Here is a 17,056-nt window from a genome sequence, read left to right as displayed (position 1 = left end):
TTACGCTCCGTAATCCCCCGCGTCATTCAACACGCGCAGACAGAACAGAGGATCACCATGAAGCATGCCCGAGGGTTAATCGTGCTGGCGAGCGTCGCCTTGCTGTTCACCGTGGCCAGCAGCCCGGTACTTGCGAGCGACAGCCACGCCGCTGACAAGGCCAAGAAGGAAGTGCTGTATCCGAACGCGACCCGCGTCGAACCGAAGCTCGACCTGACCAGCGAAAAGGATCAGAAAAACCTCAATGACGGTCTGGATGCGCTTAACGCGGGTGACAAGGCGAAAGCCGAGCCCCTGCTGCAGGGCATCGTCGATGGAAGCAAAAGCAAATATGCCCAGGCGCTCGCCCTGCAGGGTCTGGCCAGCCTCAAATACAACGACAACGATTACAAAGGCGCGATCAGCCTGCTACAGCGCTCGCTGGCGCTCGGGGTGATGCCGAACGATACCTACTTCCAGCTCGAGTTCATGCTGGCGCAGTTCCAGATGGCCGATGAGGAGTATCAGCCGGCGTTGGAAACGGTCACCAAGTGGCGTGCCGAAGGTAAGAAGGAAACCGCCGAGTCCTATGCACTCGAAGGCAACGCCGACTATCGGCTCGGCAAGTATCCCGAAGCAATTGCCGCGATCAACAAGGCCAAGTCGCTGACCGACAAGCCGCAGGCCAGTTGGAACCAGATTCTGATGGCCAGCTACTCCGAATCCGGGCAGGACGACAAGGCTGCCGCGTTGGCGCAGCAGCAGCTCAGCTCCAACCCGGACGATCCGAACGCACTCCACAACGCTGCCTCGATCCTTATACAGGCGCATAAGTACCCGGAAGCGATCCAGTTGATGGAAAAGGGCCGCGCCAGCGGTGCATTCAAGAGCGATGCTGAGTATGTGAGTCTGGCCAAGCTGTATCTAATCACCGGACAGGACAGTTCCGATCCTGCCCCCAATGCGATCAAGGCCGGTCAGGTAATCGAAGATGGCATGAGTAAGGGTGTGGTCAAGCCCAGTGCCGATACCTACGTGCTGCTCGGCCAGGCAGCCGAGTTGTCCAACAACACCAGCAAGGCGATCGACGATTACAACAAGGCGGTACCGCTGGCCACCGATGGTGAGCCGGCACTGCGTGCCGGCCGTCTGCTGTTGAGCGAGAACAAGTACAGCCAGGCCAAGAGCATGGTCCAGCAAGGCCTCGACAAGGGCGTCAAGCAAAAAGGCGTTGCCTACATGTTGCTGGCCGAATCCGAGCGTGGCCTGAAGAACAAGCCCGCTGCGATCGCCGCCATGAAACTGGCGGCGCAGCAACCGGAGACCGCCGAGAAGGCCAAGGCATGGCTCAAAAAGACCGGCGCGAATTGACGAGATTCGGCGTCAGGCACCCTGCGGGGCGGATGGACGTCCATCCATCTACCCCCGCAGAGCTATACAAATGTCATGTGCTGTTGTACCGTTGAAAACCTTTCCCTGCGTCTCCCCAGCGGCGAGTTCCGTCCAGACATTCAGACGGTTTCGGGTTACGCCCTGCGGTAACGTTCTCTTCCCATTGATCAGCTTCAGACAAGTGACAGATGGCCTCAAGTAACGAAGAAAATGGGCGCGAGCCGTTTAGCTGGAAGCGCACCTGGGCATTAGCAGTTGCCATCGGGCTGCATGCATTTGCGTTTCTGTTGATCGTGGCGCCGATGGCCCCACCGAATCAGAATCACAAAGAGAAAGAACACATCGTCCAGGTGAACTTCATCGAGCCGCCGCCGCCGCCGCCACCGCCGCCGCCGCCGCCGCCGGAGCCGCCGAAGCAGCCGCCGCCGAAGATCATTCAGCAGCTCAAGCCGCCGCCGACCCCGCCGCCGCCGACTCCGCCACCACCGGTGGAAGAGAAATCGGCCATGGCGACCCAGGCACCGCCGCCGGCGCCGCCAGCACCACCGGCGCCGCCAGCGGATATCACGGCCAGTTCGGACCTCAGCTACAACAGTCGTCTTCAGCCGAAGTATCCGCCGCAGGCTGTCCGCCAACGGCATGAGGGTACGGTGGTGCTGATGATCCTGGTAGGTGTGGATGGATCGCCGAAAGACATCAAGGTCGACCAATCCAGCGGTTTTCATGAACTTGATCGTGCAGCGATAGAAGCGGCACAGCACTGGCGCTTCAATCCAACCATCCGAAATGGACAAAAAGTCGAGGGGTACGCACGCGTTCCCGTCAACTTCAATCTTAATTCGTTGTAATCCGGCTTCAGTGGATTACATTTACAGTTCACGCTTGACTTCCCTAGGGTAGCGTTATGTTCCTACAGACTCCTGCAACGACCGATGCCGCCCAGGCCATGGGTGGCAATACCAACGCTGAAGCCATGAAGCAGATGGGCTTCGACAACCTCCTCCAGAACTTCGACTGGCTCGGCTGGGTCGTCTTCGTGACGCTGGTCGCGATGTCGTTCCTGTCGTGGTACTTCATCATTGCCAACGGCATCCGCAACGCCACCGTGAAGGCCCGTGCCGACAAGGTCATCGACGGTTTCTGGGGCAACGGCTCCACCCAGGACGCGATTCGCGAACTGGAAGCCCAGCCCAAGAGCGAGCCGTTCTCCAAGATCGCACTCGATGCCGCTTCGGCGGTTGCCCATCATCAGCAGACCACCACCGGCACGACCGGCCGTCTGGCTGAATCGCTGGGTCGCTCGGAGTTCATCGATCGCGCCCTGCGTCAGGCCGTCGCTCGCGAGAGCCTGCGTCTGGAAGGCGGCATGACTCTGCTCGCCACGGTTGGCTCGGCCGCACCGTTCGTCGGTCTGCTCGGTACCGTCTGGGGCATCTACCACGCCCTGATCCGTATCGCGGCCAGCGGCAATGCGTCGATGAATGCAGTGGCAGGTCCCGTCGGTGAGGCGCTGATCATGACTGCGTTCGGTCTGTTCGCCGCGATCCCGGCCCTGTTCGCGTACAACTTCTTCAGCCGTTCAAACCGTCTGACGTACGCCCGCTTCGACGAATTCGCACATGACCTGCACGACTTCTTCGCCACCGGCTCGCGCGTCGAAAGCCAGAAGTGAGGAATTGACCCATGGCGATGAGTACAGGAGGCAATTCCGGCGGTCCGATGTCGGAAATCAACGTCACGCCGCTGGTCGACGTGATGCTGGTACTGCTGATCATCTTCATGATCACGGCTCCGCTGATGTCGCACTCCATCACGATTGACCTGCCTACCGCGAATCCCAAGACCAAGGATGCGGAAGTGGTGGTGCCGCCGCTGGATCTGGCAGTCAAGCCGGACGGCAGCTTGTACCTCAATGACCATCCGGTTACCGATGCGGAATTGCGGGCACAGTTTGCGGTGGATGCACAGAAGACACCGCAACCCGAGCTGCAGATTCGTGCGGACAAGACCACCGAGTTCAAGATCGTGAAGAAGATCATTGGCGACGCCAAGGACTCGGGCATGGTGCATGTCGGCTTCATGACCACTGACGCGCCAAAGGGGTGATGAGAGATGGCATTCACTACCAAAACCAGTGGACCGATGTCGGAGATCAACGTCACGCCGCTGGTCGACGTGATGCTGGTGCTGCTGATCATTTTCATGATCACGGCACCGGTGCTGGCGCACAAGATCCAGGTTGATCTTCCGCAGCCGAATCCGAATCCGCCGCCGAGCACGCCGCTGGATCCGATCAATTTGAAGATCGACCAGAGCGGGGCGTTCTACTGGAACGACACGCCGGTCGACGAACTGGGCCTGAAGGCGCAGCTCGCGGTGATCGCCCAGCAGAGCAACCAGCCGGAAATCCAGATCGCGGCCGCCGACGCGGTGGCCTATCAGTATGTGGCGATCGTGCTGGCCGATGCGAAGAGCTACAACCTGACCAAGATCGGCTTCAACGAAGCCAACTGATCCGGTTCTGCAAGACAAGCAAAAACCCCCGCCTCGCGCGGGGGTTTTTGTTTGCGCGGTTGCAATCCGAGGTGACGATCAACGCAGAATCTGCAGGTAGTTGCGCACGGTGGTGGCCAGCCCCTCATACAGGGCCTCACCGATCAAGGCGTGACCAATCGATACCTCGGCCAGACCGGGAATGGCCGCCTTGAACGTTCCCAGGTTGGCCTGGCTGAGGTCATGTCCCGCATTCACCGCCAAGCCGGCCTGTTGCGCGCGCCGCGCGGTATCGGCACATGCGGCGAGAGCTGCCGCAGGCTGGCCATCGGCGAACGCCTGAGCATAGGGCCCGGTATAGATCTCGATGCGTTGCACCCCGATCACCGCCGCGAGATCGAAGTCCTGGCTGCCAGCATCGACAAACAGACTCACCCGGCAGCCGAGGTCGCACAACTCGCCCACCAGCGGTCGCAGTCGTGCGATGTCACGGCGCAGGTCGAAGCCGTGATCGGAGGTGATCTGACCATCGCCATCCGGCACCAGAGTCACCTGGGTCGGGCGCACTTCGCGCGCCAGCGCGATCAGACCGGGATAGTCGCCGCGGGCGTCGGCAAACGGATTGCCTTCGATGTTGTATTCCACCCGGCCACGCAGCATCGCGGCGAGTGCGCGCACGTCGTCCGGGCGCACATGGCGCTGATCCGGTCGCGGATGCACGGTGATGCCACCGCAGCCGGATTCGATGCAGGTCTGCGCCGCAACGCTGATGTCCGGTTCGTCGCCGCCACGCGAATTGCGCAGCACGGCGATCTTGTTGAGGTTGACGCTGAGCAAGGTCATGGCGGGAAACATTCTCTGACGGTGAAGGCCATCGGCATGTAGACAGCGGTCAGCAAGGCCACTGCAACGATGGGCCGGAAACAGTGCGCCGATCAGTCGCCGCTGGCAAGCCTGCCCAGCCGGATCCGGCGCACGTCACCACGCCATGCCAGCGCCGCCACCAGCGTGGTATCCACGGCCAGCCGTTGTAGTTGCCAAGCAGTGGCATCATCGCCTTCGAGTCGCTGCAGGGTCAGTCCGTCGGTCGTACTCACAATGCTCAGACGATCGAGGCCGAACGCGATGCCGCGTCCCAGCGCTTTCAGTACGGCTTCCTTGGCCGTCCACAGTTCAAGAAAAACGGCATCGCGCGTGGCAGCCGGCAGCGCTGTCAAAGCGGTCGTTTCGTCGTTGCAGAAATAACGCCGGGCGATTTCCAGCGCCCGCGGCCGTACGCGCAGTTGTTCCAGATCGATCCCCGGCGTAACCCCGCGGCCGACGGCGATCAGCGCATGGTTGCCGCTGTGCGACCAGTTGAAACCGAGCGATGGGTCATGCACGTCGGCGAGCGCCGGTCGGCCATGTTCGCCATCGACCAGCGTGACGTGCTCCGCCGCGATGCCGAGGTAGACACCGAGCACGGAACGCAACGGTTCGCGCCCGTGCTGCGGCCGGTAGTCGAGCTGCCACACATGAATCTCGTCATCGCGCAGGTGCTCTGCTACGTTGGCAAGCGTCTGTGCGTGCGTTGCAATCATCCGTGCATGGTGCCGATCGTCGTCTCCATGCACAAGCGCGCTTGCTGCACGTTCGTGTGATCTGCCGTCGGCATGGACGGTGCCGGGTTCATCCGTTCGGCCGGGGAGAGATTGCTTGATCCAGGGTTGGCTGCTGCTGCTGGTGTCGCTGCTGTATGTCGGGCTGCTGTTCGTGGTGGCTTTTGCGGGCGATCGTCGGCCGCTGTATCCACGCCAGCCACGCCTGCGGCCGATCGTCTACAGCCTGGCACTGGCGGTGTATTGCTCGTCTTGGACGTTCTATGGCGCGGTCGGCACTGCGGCACGCGACGGTCTGGCGTATCTGCCGATCTATCTCGGTCCGATTCTGCTGTTCGTGTTCGGTTTCGGCCTGCTGCGTCGGCTGCTGCTGGTGGTGAGACAGCGCAACATCACCTCGATCGCCGATTTCATCGGTGCACGATTCGGCAAGTCGCACGGATTGGCGGCGCTGGTGGCGGTGATTGCGGTGATCGCGGTGGTGCCGTATATCGCGCTGCAGTTCAAGGCGGTGGCCATGTCGTACGGCGTGCTCGGCGGTGTTGGCCATGGTGCGGTGACCACGGGCGGCATCGACAGCGCCTTGTGGTGCGCGATGTTGCTGGCCGTGTTTGCGATCCTGTTCGGCACGCGCAGCATTGATGCGACCGAGCATCACCACGGCATGATGCTGGCGATCGCGTTGGAATCGCTGATCAAGCTGCTCACCTTCGTGGCGCTGGCGGGCTATGCGCTGTGGCGCGGACCGGGGTTGGTCAGCACGGTCGAGCTTCCGTTGACGCAATTGAGCCACGGCCTGTCGCCGGGATTCCTTGCGCAGACCATGCTGGCGTTCTGCGCGATGTTCTGTCTGCCGCGGCAATTCCAGATCGGCATGGTCGAATGCGAGGACGCCAGTGATCTCAAGCGTGCGCGCTGGATGCTGCCGCTGTACCTGGTCGTGATCAGTGTGGCGGTGCTGCCGATCGTGGCCGCTGGCCTGCATTTGCCGCAGGTACGCGATGGCGCCGCCGATGCGTGGGTGCTGACTTTGCCGATGGCCCATGGCGATCGCGGCATGGCCTTGCTCGCCTTCATCGGCGGTTTTTCGGCCGCGACCGGCATGGTAATCGTGGCGTCAGTGGCGCTGTCGACGATGATCAGCAACGACCTGGTGATGCCGGCGCTATTGCGCATTCCGCGGCTGAATCTGGAGCGGCGCAGCGATCTGTCGCAGTTGGTACTGCGTGTGCGGCGGGTGGCGATCGTGGGGCTGGCGCTGTTGGCGTACGCGTATTACCGGGTTGCCGCCGACGCGGAAAATCTGGCTGCCACCGGGCTGCTGGCGTTTGCCGCGGTCGCGCAATTTGCACCGGCGCTGATCGCCGCGCTGTACTGGCGTGGTGCCAGTCGTCGCGGCGTCGCGGTGGGTCTGGTGGGTGGTTTTTCGGTGTGGCTGTACACCTTGCTGCTGCCGGCGGTAAGCCGTTCGTCGGCATGGCTGCAGCAAGGTCCGTTCGGCTGGGACTGGCTGCGTCCGCAGGCGCTGTTTCATCTCAGCGGCTGGGACCCGGTGATGCATGGCACGTTCTGGTCGCTGCTGGTCAACGTGGGTTGCCTGGTTTTCATCTCGCTGCGCTTCCGGCCGAGTCTGGAGGAACGCCTGCACGCGGCGATGTTCATGGAAGCCGATCCGGCCAGTCGTGGTGGTGCCGGCGACTGGCGTGGCCGGGTGGCGGTGGCCGATCTGCGCACCATCGCCGAACGCATCGTCGGCGAACGCAGCAGCACGCGCGCGTTCGACGACTACGCCCTGCGTCGCGGCCGGCCATTGCTGGCCAGCGAGGCCGCCGATCGCGCGCTGATCCAGTACACCGAGCGTCTGCTCGCCTCGGCGGTGGGCGCCGCCAACGCGCGACGCATCCTGATCGGCGCGTTGTCCGGCAGCGGACTGGATGTCGCCGAATCCATGGCGCTGATGGACGAAGCCTCGCAGGAGCTGCGCTTCAACCGCGCTCTGCTATCCACCACGCTGGAAAACGTGTCGCAGGGGATCAGCGTGGTCGACGCGCAGATGCGGCTGGTGGCATGGAACCGGCGTTACCTGGAATTGTTCGACTATCCCGACGGCATGGTGCACGTCGGCGTGCCGGTAGCCGAGCTGATCCGCCGCAATGCCGAACTGGGCGAATGCGGGCCCGGTGAAGTGGACGGCCATGTGGCCAAACGCATCGACTACATGCGGGCCGGTTCCTCGCATCTGTTCCAGCGCATTCGCACCGACGGCACGGTGATCGAGATGCGCGGGCAGGCGCTTCCCGGCGGCGGCTATGTCACCACCTATACCGACGTGACCGCCTACAAGCGTGCCGAACAGGCCTTGATCGAAGTGAACGAAACGCTGGAGCTGCGTGTCGAGCAGCGTACCGCCGAGCTGTCCGAGGCGCTGGTCGCTACCGCACACGCGCGGCGCGCGGCGGAGACGGCGAACATCTCCAAGACGCGCTTCCTTGCCGCCGCCAGCCACGACCTGCTGCAGCCGCTGAATGCGGCGCGGCTGTTCACCTCGGCACTGCGCCAGCATCTGGGGCTGGATGCGGAGGCCAGCGGGCTGGCCGAGCGCATCGATGCGTCGTTCCGCGCGGCCGAGGACTTGCTCGATGCTCTTCTCGACACCTCGCGACTGGATGCTGGTAGTTACCGACCGGATGTGGGCGGCTTCGCGCTGGCCGAATTGTTCGATTCGCTGCAGGCGCAGTTTGCGGTGCTCGCCGAGCAGCGCGGACTGCGTTTGCGCGTGGCGTCGACCACGCTGGCGGTGCGCAGCGATCCGCAATTGCTGCGCCGGATCCTGCAAAACTTCCTCTCCAACGCCTTGCGCTACACCAGCAAGGGCGGCGTGCTGCTGGGCGCGCGGCGGGTCGGTGACGAGGTGCGCATCGAGGTATGGGATTCCGGTCCCGGCATCGCGGCGGAACAACGCGCGCGCATCTTCGACGAATTCCAGCGGCTGGAGCAGCCGTCGCCGTGGGGCGAGAAAGGCCTTGGGCTGGGTTTGTCGATCTGCGATCGCCTGGCCGGCATCCTCGGTCATCGACTCGACCTGCATTCGAAGGTCGACCACGGCAGCTGCTTCGCGGTAAGCGTGCCGCGCAATGAAGCGGTGCCGGCGCGTCGTCACGAAGTGCAACGCAGCGGCCCGGACAAGCAACTGCCGTTGACCGTGTTGTGCCTGGACAACGACGCCACGATCCTCGACGGCATGCGTGCGCTGCTTGGCCGCTGGGGCGTCGATTGCCGCATCGCGCTGGACGTGGAGCAGGCCAGTCGGGAACTGGCGCGCGGCCCGATCGACCTGATCCTCGCCGACTACCATCTGGCCGACGGCGTCGATGGCTTGCAGGCCTTGCAGCAATTGCGCGGGGTGCTGGACGAGTTGCCGCCGGTGGCGATGATCACTGCCGACGGCAGCAGCGAGCTGAAGCAGCGTGCGCGTGCGCTGGGCTATCCAGTGCTGCACAAGCCGGTGCGGCCGGCCGCGCTGCGCGCCTTGCTCACCGCCTTGTTGCGTCGCTAGCGCAACGCGCGATCCACGGTATCACTCGTCGCTGTCGGGCAGTGTCGGCATGCTTTCCTGATCCACCGCCAGCTGGCTGGCGATCAGGGCGACCTGGGTGCGGTTGTTGACGCCGAGCTTGCGCATGATCGCGGTCATGTGCGCTTTCACGGTGGCCTCGGAGACGCTGAGTTCCCACGCGATCTGCTTGTTGAGCAGGCCTTCGGCGATCATCGTCATTACGCGGAACTGCTGCGGTGTCAGCATGGCGATCTGCGCGGCGGCGGCGGCTTCGTCGGGCCTCAGTTCGCTGGCGCCGCCAAGCTGCGGATGCGGCAGCCAGACATCGCCATCGAGCACGGCGCGGATTGCCGCCACGATGTCCTCGCTCGCGGTGGATTTCGGGATGTACGCCGACGCGCCATGCGCCAGTGCGCGGCGCGCCACCTGCGCTTCCTCGTGACCGGACACCACGATGGTTGGCAGCCCTGGATACTGGCCGCGGATATGCGCCAGCGCGGAATAGCCACGTGCACCCGGCATGTGCAGGTCGAGCAACAGCAGCTCGGCATCGGGGAACTGCTCGATCAGGCCGAGCAGTGCGTGCACGCTGTCGGCGTTGTGCACTCGTGCCTGCGGCACCGCGACCAGCACCGCGCGCTGCAGGGCGTCGCGGAACAGCGGATGGTCATCGGCGATCAGGATGTCGGGCATGGGGCTCACCAGAAACGCGGGAACGCACTTGTGCGCGATGCTTCCACACGGGTGCGGACAGAGAGCATCGCGCACGAGTGCGCTCCTGCAGGTTTCCTCATTTGATCAGGCGCTCGTCCACCAGACTCTTCACCACACTGGGATCGGCCAGCGTGGTGATGTCGCCAAGCTGGTCGGGCAGGTTCTCGCCGATCTTGCGCAGGATGCGGCGCATGATCTTGCCGGAGCGGGTCTTCGGCAGGCCGGGCGCCCACTGCAGGTAATCCGGCGTGGCGATCGGACCGATTTCCTTGCGCACCCAGGCGATCAGTTCCTTGCGCAACTCGTCACTGCCGGTCTCGCCGGCAATCAAGGTGACATACGCATAGATGCCTTGGCCCTTGATGTCGTGCGGGCAGCCGACCACGGCGGCCTCGGCGACTTTCGGATGCGAGACCAGCGCGCTCTCCACCTCGGCGGTGCCCAGGCGATGGCCGCTGACATTGATCACGTCGTCGACGCGGCCGGTGATCCAGTAGTAGCCGTCTTCGTCGCGGCGTGCACCGTCGCCAGTGAAGTAGTTGCCGGGGTAGGCGCTGAAATAGGTTTCGATGAAACGCTGGTGGTCGCCGTAGATCGTGCGCGCCTGACCGGGCCACGAATCGGTGATCAGCAGGTTGCCCTCAGCCACGCCCTCCTGCACGGTGCCTTCGGCGTCAACAATCGCCGGCTTGATGCCGAAGAACGGCAAGGTGGCGGAACCGGGCTTGGTGGCGATCGCGCCGGCCAGCGGCGAGATCATGATGCCGCCGGTCTCGGTCTGCCACCAGGTGTCGACGATCGGGCAGCGCTCGTCGCCGACCACGCGGTGATACCACTCCCACGCTTCCGGATTGATCGGTTCGCCGACCGAGCCGAGCAGGCGCAGCGACGCGCGCGAGGTCTTTTTCACCGGTGCCTCGCCATCGCGCATCAGCGCGCGGATCGCGGTTGGGGCGGTGTAGAACAGCGTGATCTTGTGCTTGTCGATCACCTGCCAGAAGCGGCTTACGTCTGGATAATTCGGCACGCCTTCGAACATCACCGTGGTCGCACCATTGGCCAGCGGGCCGTACACCACGTAGCTGTGCCCGGTTACCCAGCCGACGTCGGCGGTGCACCAGTAGATGTCGTCCTCGCGCAGGTCGAACACCAGCTCATGCGTGTAGCTGGTGAACACCAGATAGCCGCCAGTGCTGTGCTGCACGCCCTTCGGCTTGCCGGTGGAGCCGGAGGTGTACAGGATGAACAGCGGATGCTCGGCCTCGACCGGCGTGGGCGCGCAGTCGGCCGACTGGCCTTCCATCAGCGTGTGGTAGTAGCGGTCGCGCGGCGACTGCATCGCCACCGCGCCGCCGGTGCGGCGCACCACGATCACGGTTTCCACGCTGTTGGTGCCGGGGCGTTCCAGCGCGGCGTCCACGTTCACCTTGAGCGGGATGCGCTTGCCGGCACGCAGACCCTCGTCGGCGGTGATCACCACCTTGGCGGTGGAGTCGGCGATGCGTCCGGCCAGCGAGTCGGGCGAGAAACCGCCGAACACCACCGAGTGGATCGCACCGAGCCGGGCGCAGGCAAGCATCGCCACCGCCGCTTCCGGAATCATCGGCAGATAGATCGCGATGCGATCGCCCTTGACCACGCCGAGGTTCTTCAGCGTGTTGGCGAACTTGCACACTTCGGTGTGCAGCTCACGGTAGGTGATCTTGCGCGAGTCGTTCGGGTCGTCGCCCTCGAAGATGATCGCCACCTTGTCGCCGCGCGTGGCGAGCTGGCGGTCGAGACAGTTCGCCGACACGTTGAGCTGGCCGTCCGTGTACCAGCGGATGTGCAGATCCTTCGGGTCGAACGAAACGTCCTTGATCTTCGTCGGTGGCTTGATCCAGTCCAGCCGCTGGCCGACGCGAGCCCAGAAGCCATCCGGATCGCTGACCGACTCGGCATACAGGCGCGTGTAGTCGTCGTGACGCAGGCGTGCTGCAGCGGCAAAGGCGGGGTTGACCGGATAGAGCTTGGACATGGATGGGCTCCTGCTGGACTCGGCATCGAAGGTGGCGACAGGGCAACCGCGGCGGGCAGCGCCCGGCGGTACGCGGGTTTCGAGTTTAGCCCGATCGCCACGACGGTAGCGGTGCAGGTCGGCATCGACTTTGGTCGAACTTCGACCAAAGACGAATAGTCGCGCGCGCCGCAGCATGGCCATGCTCGGCCCGTCATTGACCCTGGGGAGACGCACGCATGACGACGCGATATTCAAACCGTTACAAGGCGCTCGCCCTCAGCATGGCCTGCGCGCTGATGCTGCCACTGGCGGCGCATGCACAGAGCGACACACGCGAGCAGCAACTCGAGCAACGCGTGGCGCAGCTGGAGCAGCAATTGAACGAACTGAAGGCGATGATCCAGGCGCAGAAGACGGCGCCCGCACCGCCGCCGGCAACCACGCAGAACGTGGCTGCCGCACCTGCGCCGGCGACACCGGTATTCAGCAGCGCGCCCGGTGTGTCGGTGGCCTTGCATGGCTTCATCAGCGCCAGCGCGTTCAGCCAGAACAAGAGCTTCACCTATGGCAACGGCCAGAACGCGCTGTTCCCGGTGCCCGGCTCGACCGGCTCGCTCAGCGGTGTCGATGTGCGCAACACGCGCTTCTGGCTCGACTTCAAGGGCGCCCAGTTTGCCGGCAACTGGAGCGGCGGCGGTCGCATCGAGATGGACTTCTTCGGCGGCTTCAATGGCGTCGGCGCGTACAGCCAGCAGCAGCCGACACCGCGACTGCGCCAGGCTTATATGGATCTGACCAATGCCGAATCCGGCACCACCGTGCGCATCGGCCAGCAGTGGGACTTCATGTTCCCGATCGACAACACGCCCGCCTCGCTGGCGCACATCGCGTTTCCGCTGGGCTTCGGATCCGGCATGATCGGCTGGCGCTTCCCTGGCGTGGTGGTGATGCAGGATCTCAATCACGGCAGCACCGGCGTCCAGTGGCGGCTGGATGTGGGTGCGTTCGAGGGCTCGTGGAACGGCCCGGACGGCGCGGTGAACAACACCAACTACAAGACCGCCGGCAACGCCGGGTTCCGCCCGCAGATCGAGGCGCGTCTGCATGTGCAGGACAAGAACTGGCTGGCGTACTTCGCGGCGCATTACAGCAAGGTCGACCTGCGCGGCGTGGGCGGCACCGCGCCGACGCCGATCCAGTCCAGCGTGAAGAGCACCGGCTACGAAGTTGGCGGCCAGTGGAAACCCGGTCCGTGGACGTTCAAGGGACTGGCCTATACCGGTAACGGCCTCGGCGAAATCTTTGGCGCGATGTCGCAGTTCGGCGACATCAAGGAAACCGGCGGCTTCGTGCAGGCCGGCTACAGCTTCACGCCGAACTGGAGCCTCTACGCGTTCTACGCGTACAGCAAGCCGAATGCGGATGACGTCATCCGCTGGATGGGCAATGGCGCGACCGGGCTGCTGCGCAATCGCCAAGCCGCGTTGAGCCTGCAGTACACCGCCGGCTCCTACGACCTCAGCGCCGAATGGATGCACGACAAGCTCGACTCCACCAGTAACGGCGTGAATCGCAAGACCACCACGGGCAACCAGATCAGCCTCAACGCGCTGTATCACTTCTGACGCGGCGGCATCACGCAACCGATGACGAGTTGCGGTCCGGTGTGAGGGGCGGGCCGCAGCTTCCAACTTCTCTTCGCGATCGTGGAGAGGGCATCTCACACTCTTGGGAGGGGAAACAACATGGCCACCACCGCGATCGACGGGCGCCCAGCGCTCGACGTGAGCCACAAACGCGTAATCCTGGCGTCCAGCCTCGGCACCGTATTCGAGTGGTACGACTTCTACCTGTACGGCTCGCTGGCCGTGATCATCGGCAAGCAGTTCTTCTCGGGATTGAACGAGGCCAGCCAGCTGGTGTTCGCGCTGCTGGCGTTCGCCGCCGGCTTCGCGGTGCGTCCGTTCGGTGCGTTGGTGTTCGGTCGGGTCGGCGATCTGGTTGGACGCAAGTACACCTTCCTGATCACCATCGTGATCATGGGCCTGTCGACCTTCTTCGTCGGCCTGCTGCCCAGCTACGGTTCGATCGGCGTGGCTGCACCGGTGATCCTGATCGCGTTGCGCATGCTGCAGGGTCTGGCACTGGGCGGTGAATACGGCGGCGCAGCCACCTACGTGGCCGAGCATGCGCCCAAGGGCAAGCGCGGCCTGTACACCAGCTTCATCCAGATCACCGCCACGTTCGGCCTGTTCCTGTCGCTACTGGTGATCCTCGGTTGCAAGTTGCTGCTCGGCGACAAGTTCGACGACTGGGGTTGGCGGCTGCCGTTCCTGCTGTCGTCGCTGTTGCTGGCGGTGTCGGTGTATATCCGCCTGCAGTTGGCCGAGTCGCCGGTGTTCCAGCAGATGAAGGACGAGGGCAAGACCTCCAAGGCACCGCTGACCGAATCGTTCGCACGCTGGGGCAATCTCAAGCTGGTGCTGCTGGCGCTGTTCGGCGCCACCGCCGGCCAGGCCGTGGTGTGGTACTGCGGCCAGTTCTACGCGATGTACTTCCTCGGCAGTACGTTGAAGATCGACGCCACCACCACCCAGCTGCTGATCGCTGCGGCGCTGTTGATCGGCACGCCGTTCTTCGTGGTGTTCGGTTGGTTGTCGGACAAGATCGGCCGCAAGCCGGTGGTGCTGGCCGGTTGCTTGCTCGCCGCGCTGACCTACTTCCCGATCTTCAAGGGCATCACCCACTACGGCAATCCGGGCATCGAGGCGGCACGCAGCGGCGCGCCGGTCACCGTGCTGGCCGATCCGGCCAACTGCCATCTGCAGATCAACCTCACTGGCACGTCGACCTTCACCAGTTCGTGCGACATCGCCAAGAGCACGCTGGCCAAGCGTGGTGTGCCGTATGACAACCAGGCGGTCGCTGCCGGCTCGGTGGCCAGGGTGATGGTGGGCAACACCAGTGTCGATGCGTTTGAGGGTGCGGCTTTGGCGAAGCCAGATTTCGCCGCGCAGAGCAAAACCTTCGGCGCAAGCCTGAACAATGCGCTGGATCAGGCCGGCTATCCAGCCAAGGCCGATCCCGCGCGTAGCAACTATCCGATGCTGATCTTCCTGCTGTTCCTGCTGGTGCTGTACGTGACGATGGTCTACGGCCCGATCGCGGCGTGGTTGGTCGAGATGTTCCCGACCAAGATCCGTTACACCTCGATGAGCCTGCCGTACCACATCGGCAACGGCTGGTTCGGCGGCTTCCTGCCCTCGGTGTCATTCGGCATCGTGGCGCTCACCGGCAACATCTATTCCGGCCTGTGGTATCCGGTGGTGATCGCGCTGATGACGTTCGTGATTGGCCTGCTGTTCGTGCATGAGACCAAGGACGTCGACATCACCGCGTGACCGTTTTCCGATGGCCACAAAAAACGCAGCGGTGCGAGCCGCTGCGTTTTTCTGTCTGGCGATTCGATCAGGCGCGCTTGATCAGACCGATGAGTACCAGCAGAACGATCGCGCCGATCATCGCGTAGACGATGCTGGTGACGATCGGGCTGCCCAGGCTGAAGCCGATGCCGAGCATCGGCAGCAACCAGCCGGCGAGAAACGCACCGACGATGCCGACCACGATATTGCCAAGCAGGCCGAAGCCGAAACCGCGCACGATCAGGCCAGCGAGCCAGCCGGCGATCGCGCCGATGAGCAGAAAGACGATCAGGCCGGATGCAGTCATTGTGAACTCCTGGGTAGGCGGGTGGTTTGCAGCGACCCCGAATGCCGTAGTCGCTTCCTGCCAAGAGTCAGTGTTCGAATGTGGAGCGGTCGTGATTGAGCGGGTCGTTGCCCTCGCGCAGCCGCTTCAGGTCGTACGCAGACAGGCTGTCGCCGCGCGAATTGCCGGCGATGCGCGCCTGCGCAAACGCCAGCGTGGTGGCGATGATGCCAATCACCCCTACCAGCAGCCAGAAACCCCAGGCGCCGGCACTGTGGCGGGTGAAGCACAGCACGAAGGCAAACACGGTGAGAACGAACAGCAACCAGCGCATGGCGGCCCTCGAATGCACGGAAACACGCCGCCTGCGGCGGCCGGATGCACGCATCATAACGCCGCCGGAATCTGCCTGACACGAGCCGGATCACGCCGCTGAACGGATGTCGCGAGGGCTGAGACATCGCCGCGGCAAACTGTACCGATGGACGATTCGCTGTCACCGCCACCCTCGAATGATCAGCCCGCGCCGGGCCGGATGATCAAGGGCCGTGGTGCCGCCTCCAACCCCGAGGGTCGTTTCGAAAGCATCCGCCATCAGGTCGAGGACGACGGCTGGCAGAGTGCATTGCTGGACGAGGATGCACCACGTCCGCGCACCGAGGTCACCGAGGAGCGCGCACGCAGCGTGATCAGCCGCAACGACTCGCCGGATATCGCCTTCAGCCAGGCGATCAACCCATACCGCGGCTGTGAGCACGGCTGCATCTATTGTTTCGCGCGGCCATCGCACAGCTATCTCAACCTGTCGCCCGGCCTCGATTTCGAAACCAAGCTGCGCGCCAAGGGCAATTTCGCCGAGGTGCTGCGCGCCGAGCTGGCCAAGCCAGGTTACGTGATCAGTCCGATCAATATCGGCAGCAATACCGATCCGTATCAGCCGATCGAGAAGCAGTGGCGACTGACCCGTGCCGCATTGGAACTGCTCGCCGAATGCCATCACCCATGCACGATCGTCACCAAGAACGCGCTGGTCGAACGCGATCTCGATATCCTGGTGCCGATGGCGCGCGAGCAATTAGTGCAGGTGTTCGTCTCGGTCAACTCGCTAGACAACCATCTGGCCGCGAAACTCGAACCGCGCGCCAGCGCGCCGCACCGGCGGATCAAGGCGATCCGCGCGCTGGCCGAGGCCGGCGTGCCGGTCGGCGTGCTGGTGGCGCCGATCATTCCGGCACTCAACGACAGGTACATGGAGGCGGTCATGGCGCAAGCCGCCGACGCCGGCGCGCGCTGCGCCGGATACACCACGCTGCGCCTGCCGTACGAACTGAAGCAGCTGTTCCGCGAATGGCTCGCCCTACACGCACCGCAGCGCGCCGAACACGTGATGAGCCTGGTGCAGCAGATGAACGGCGGCCGCGACTACGACAGCAACTTCGCGACCCGCATGCGCGGGCAGGGTGTCTTCGCCGAGCTGCTGCGTCGCCGCTTCGAAATCGCCTGCCGCAAACACGGCTTCGGTCGCGCGCGCGAACTCACGCTCGATACCTCGCGTTTCGTGCCGCCACGCAAGCTGACGCCGCAAGGCGAGCTGTTCTGAAGTCCGGCGTTGCCGCC

15 protein-coding genes are annotated in these 17,056 nt (G+C 63.9%); 9 read left to right on the top strand and 6 right to left on the bottom strand.

Annotated elements, in window-relative coordinates; genetic code table 11:
• Window positions 1–57: 57 nt before the first annotated feature.
• The 5 genes from IE071_RS13105 (at window position 58) to IE071_RS13085 (ending at window position 3,885) form a co-directional block, all read left to right on the top strand.
• A complete protein-coding gene (locus IE071_RS13105; protein WP_189441638.1) occupies window positions 58–1,350 on the top strand; it encodes a tetratricopeptide repeat protein in 1,293 nt (430 codons plus the stop codon).
• Between the two features lie 209 nt (window positions 1,351–1,559).
• Entirely contained in the window at window positions 1,560–2,219 is a 660-nt protein-coding gene (locus IE071_RS13100) for an energy transducer TonB (RefSeq protein ID WP_189441636.1), read from the top strand.
• 98 nt (window positions 2,220–2,317) lie between these two features.
• Complete coding sequence (locus tag IE071_RS13095; protein ID WP_308427790.1) at window positions 2,318–3,043, top strand: MotA/TolQ/ExbB proton channel family protein; 726 nt, start codon at window positions 2,318–2,320, stop codon at window positions 3,041–3,043.
• Window positions 3,044–3,054: 11 nt separating this feature from the next.
• Window positions 3,055–3,477, top strand: coding sequence for an ExbD/TolR family protein (locus IE071_RS13090; protein ID WP_189441632.1), 423 nt, complete (start codon window positions 3,055–3,057; stop codon window positions 3,475–3,477).
• Window positions 3,478–3,483: 6 nt separating this feature from the next.
• Complete coding sequence (locus tag IE071_RS13085) at window positions 3,484–3,885, top strand: ExbD/TolR family protein (RefSeq protein WP_189441630.1); 402 nt, start codon at window positions 3,484–3,486, stop codon at window positions 3,883–3,885.
• A gap of 78 nt (window positions 3,886–3,963) precedes the next feature.
• Here the strand turns inward: IE071_RS13085 and IE071_RS13080 are convergent, their stop codons facing one another.
• Both IE071_RS13080 and IE071_RS13075 read right to left on the bottom strand, forming a co-directional pair.
• Entirely contained in the window at window positions 3,964–4,707 is a 744-nt protein-coding gene (locus IE071_RS13080) for a pyridoxine 5'-phosphate synthase (protein WP_189441629.1), read from the bottom strand.
• Between the two features lie 92 nt (window positions 4,708–4,799).
• A complete protein-coding gene (locus IE071_RS13075; RefSeq protein WP_189441628.1) occupies window positions 4,800–5,444 on the bottom strand; it encodes a 4'-phosphopantetheinyl transferase family protein in 645 nt (214 codons plus the stop codon).
• Window positions 5,445–5,559: 115 nt separating this feature from the next.
• On the opposite strand from IE071_RS13075, the gene IE071_RS13070 reads away from it, so the two are divergent.
• Window positions 5,560–9,018, top strand: a complete 3,459-nt coding sequence (locus IE071_RS13070; protein WP_189441626.1) for a PAS domain-containing hybrid sensor histidine kinase/response regulator — start codon at window positions 5,560–5,562, stop codon at window positions 9,016–9,018.
• Window positions 9,019–9,039: 21 nt separating this feature from the next.
• Here the strand turns inward: IE071_RS13070 and IE071_RS13065 are convergent, their stop codons facing one another.
• Window positions 9,040–9,711 (bottom strand): response regulator transcription factor, encoded by a 672-nt coding sequence (locus tag IE071_RS13065; protein WP_189441624.1) that lies wholly within the window; start codon window positions 9,709–9,711, stop codon window positions 9,040–9,042.
• 97 nt (window positions 9,712–9,808) lie between these two features.
• Complete coding sequence (gene acs / locus IE071_RS13060; protein ID WP_189441622.1) at window positions 9,809–11,749, bottom strand: acetate--CoA ligase; 1,941 nt, start codon at window positions 11,747–11,749, stop codon at window positions 9,809–9,811.
• Window positions 11,750–11,967: 218 nt separating this feature from the next.
• On the opposite strand from acs, the gene IE071_RS13055 reads away from it, so the two are divergent.
• Together IE071_RS13055 and IE071_RS13050 are read left to right on the top strand one after the other, a co-directional pair.
• Entirely contained in the window at window positions 11,968–13,356 is a 1,389-nt protein-coding gene (locus IE071_RS13055; RefSeq protein WP_189441620.1) for a porin family protein, read from the top strand.
• A gap of 120 nt (window positions 13,357–13,476) precedes the next feature.
• Complete coding sequence (locus IE071_RS13050; protein WP_189441618.1) at window positions 13,477–15,132, top strand: MFS transporter; 1,656 nt, start codon at window positions 13,477–13,479, stop codon at window positions 15,130–15,132.
• 67 nt (window positions 15,133–15,199) lie between these two features.
• On the opposite strand, the gene IE071_RS13045 is transcribed toward IE071_RS13050, so the two are convergent.
• Window positions 15,200–15,460 (bottom strand): GlsB/YeaQ/YmgE family stress response membrane protein, encoded by a 261-nt coding sequence (locus IE071_RS13045; protein WP_189441616.1) that lies wholly within the window; start codon window positions 15,458–15,460, stop codon window positions 15,200–15,202.
• A gap of 67 nt (window positions 15,461–15,527) precedes the next feature.
• Complete coding sequence (locus IE071_RS13040) at window positions 15,528–15,773, bottom strand: hypothetical protein (RefSeq protein WP_189441614.1); 246 nt, start codon at window positions 15,771–15,773, stop codon at window positions 15,528–15,530.
• Window positions 15,774–15,920: 147 nt separating this feature from the next.
• On the opposite strand from IE071_RS13040, the gene IE071_RS13035 reads away from it, so the two are divergent.
• Window positions 15,921–17,039, top strand: a complete 1,119-nt coding sequence (locus IE071_RS13035) for a PA0069 family radical SAM protein (protein WP_229792897.1) — start codon at window positions 15,921–15,923, stop codon at window positions 17,037–17,039.
• Window positions 17,040–17,056: the final 17 nt, after the last annotated feature.

This window comes from Rhodanobacter panaciterrae (assembly GCF_014651895.1).
Classification (GTDB): domain Bacteria; phylum Pseudomonadota; class Gammaproteobacteria; order Xanthomonadales; family Rhodanobacteraceae; genus Rhodanobacter; species Rhodanobacter panaciterrae.
The sequence above is the reverse complement of the archived record's forward strand: the minus strand, read 5'-3'. Positions and strand labels throughout refer to the sequence as shown.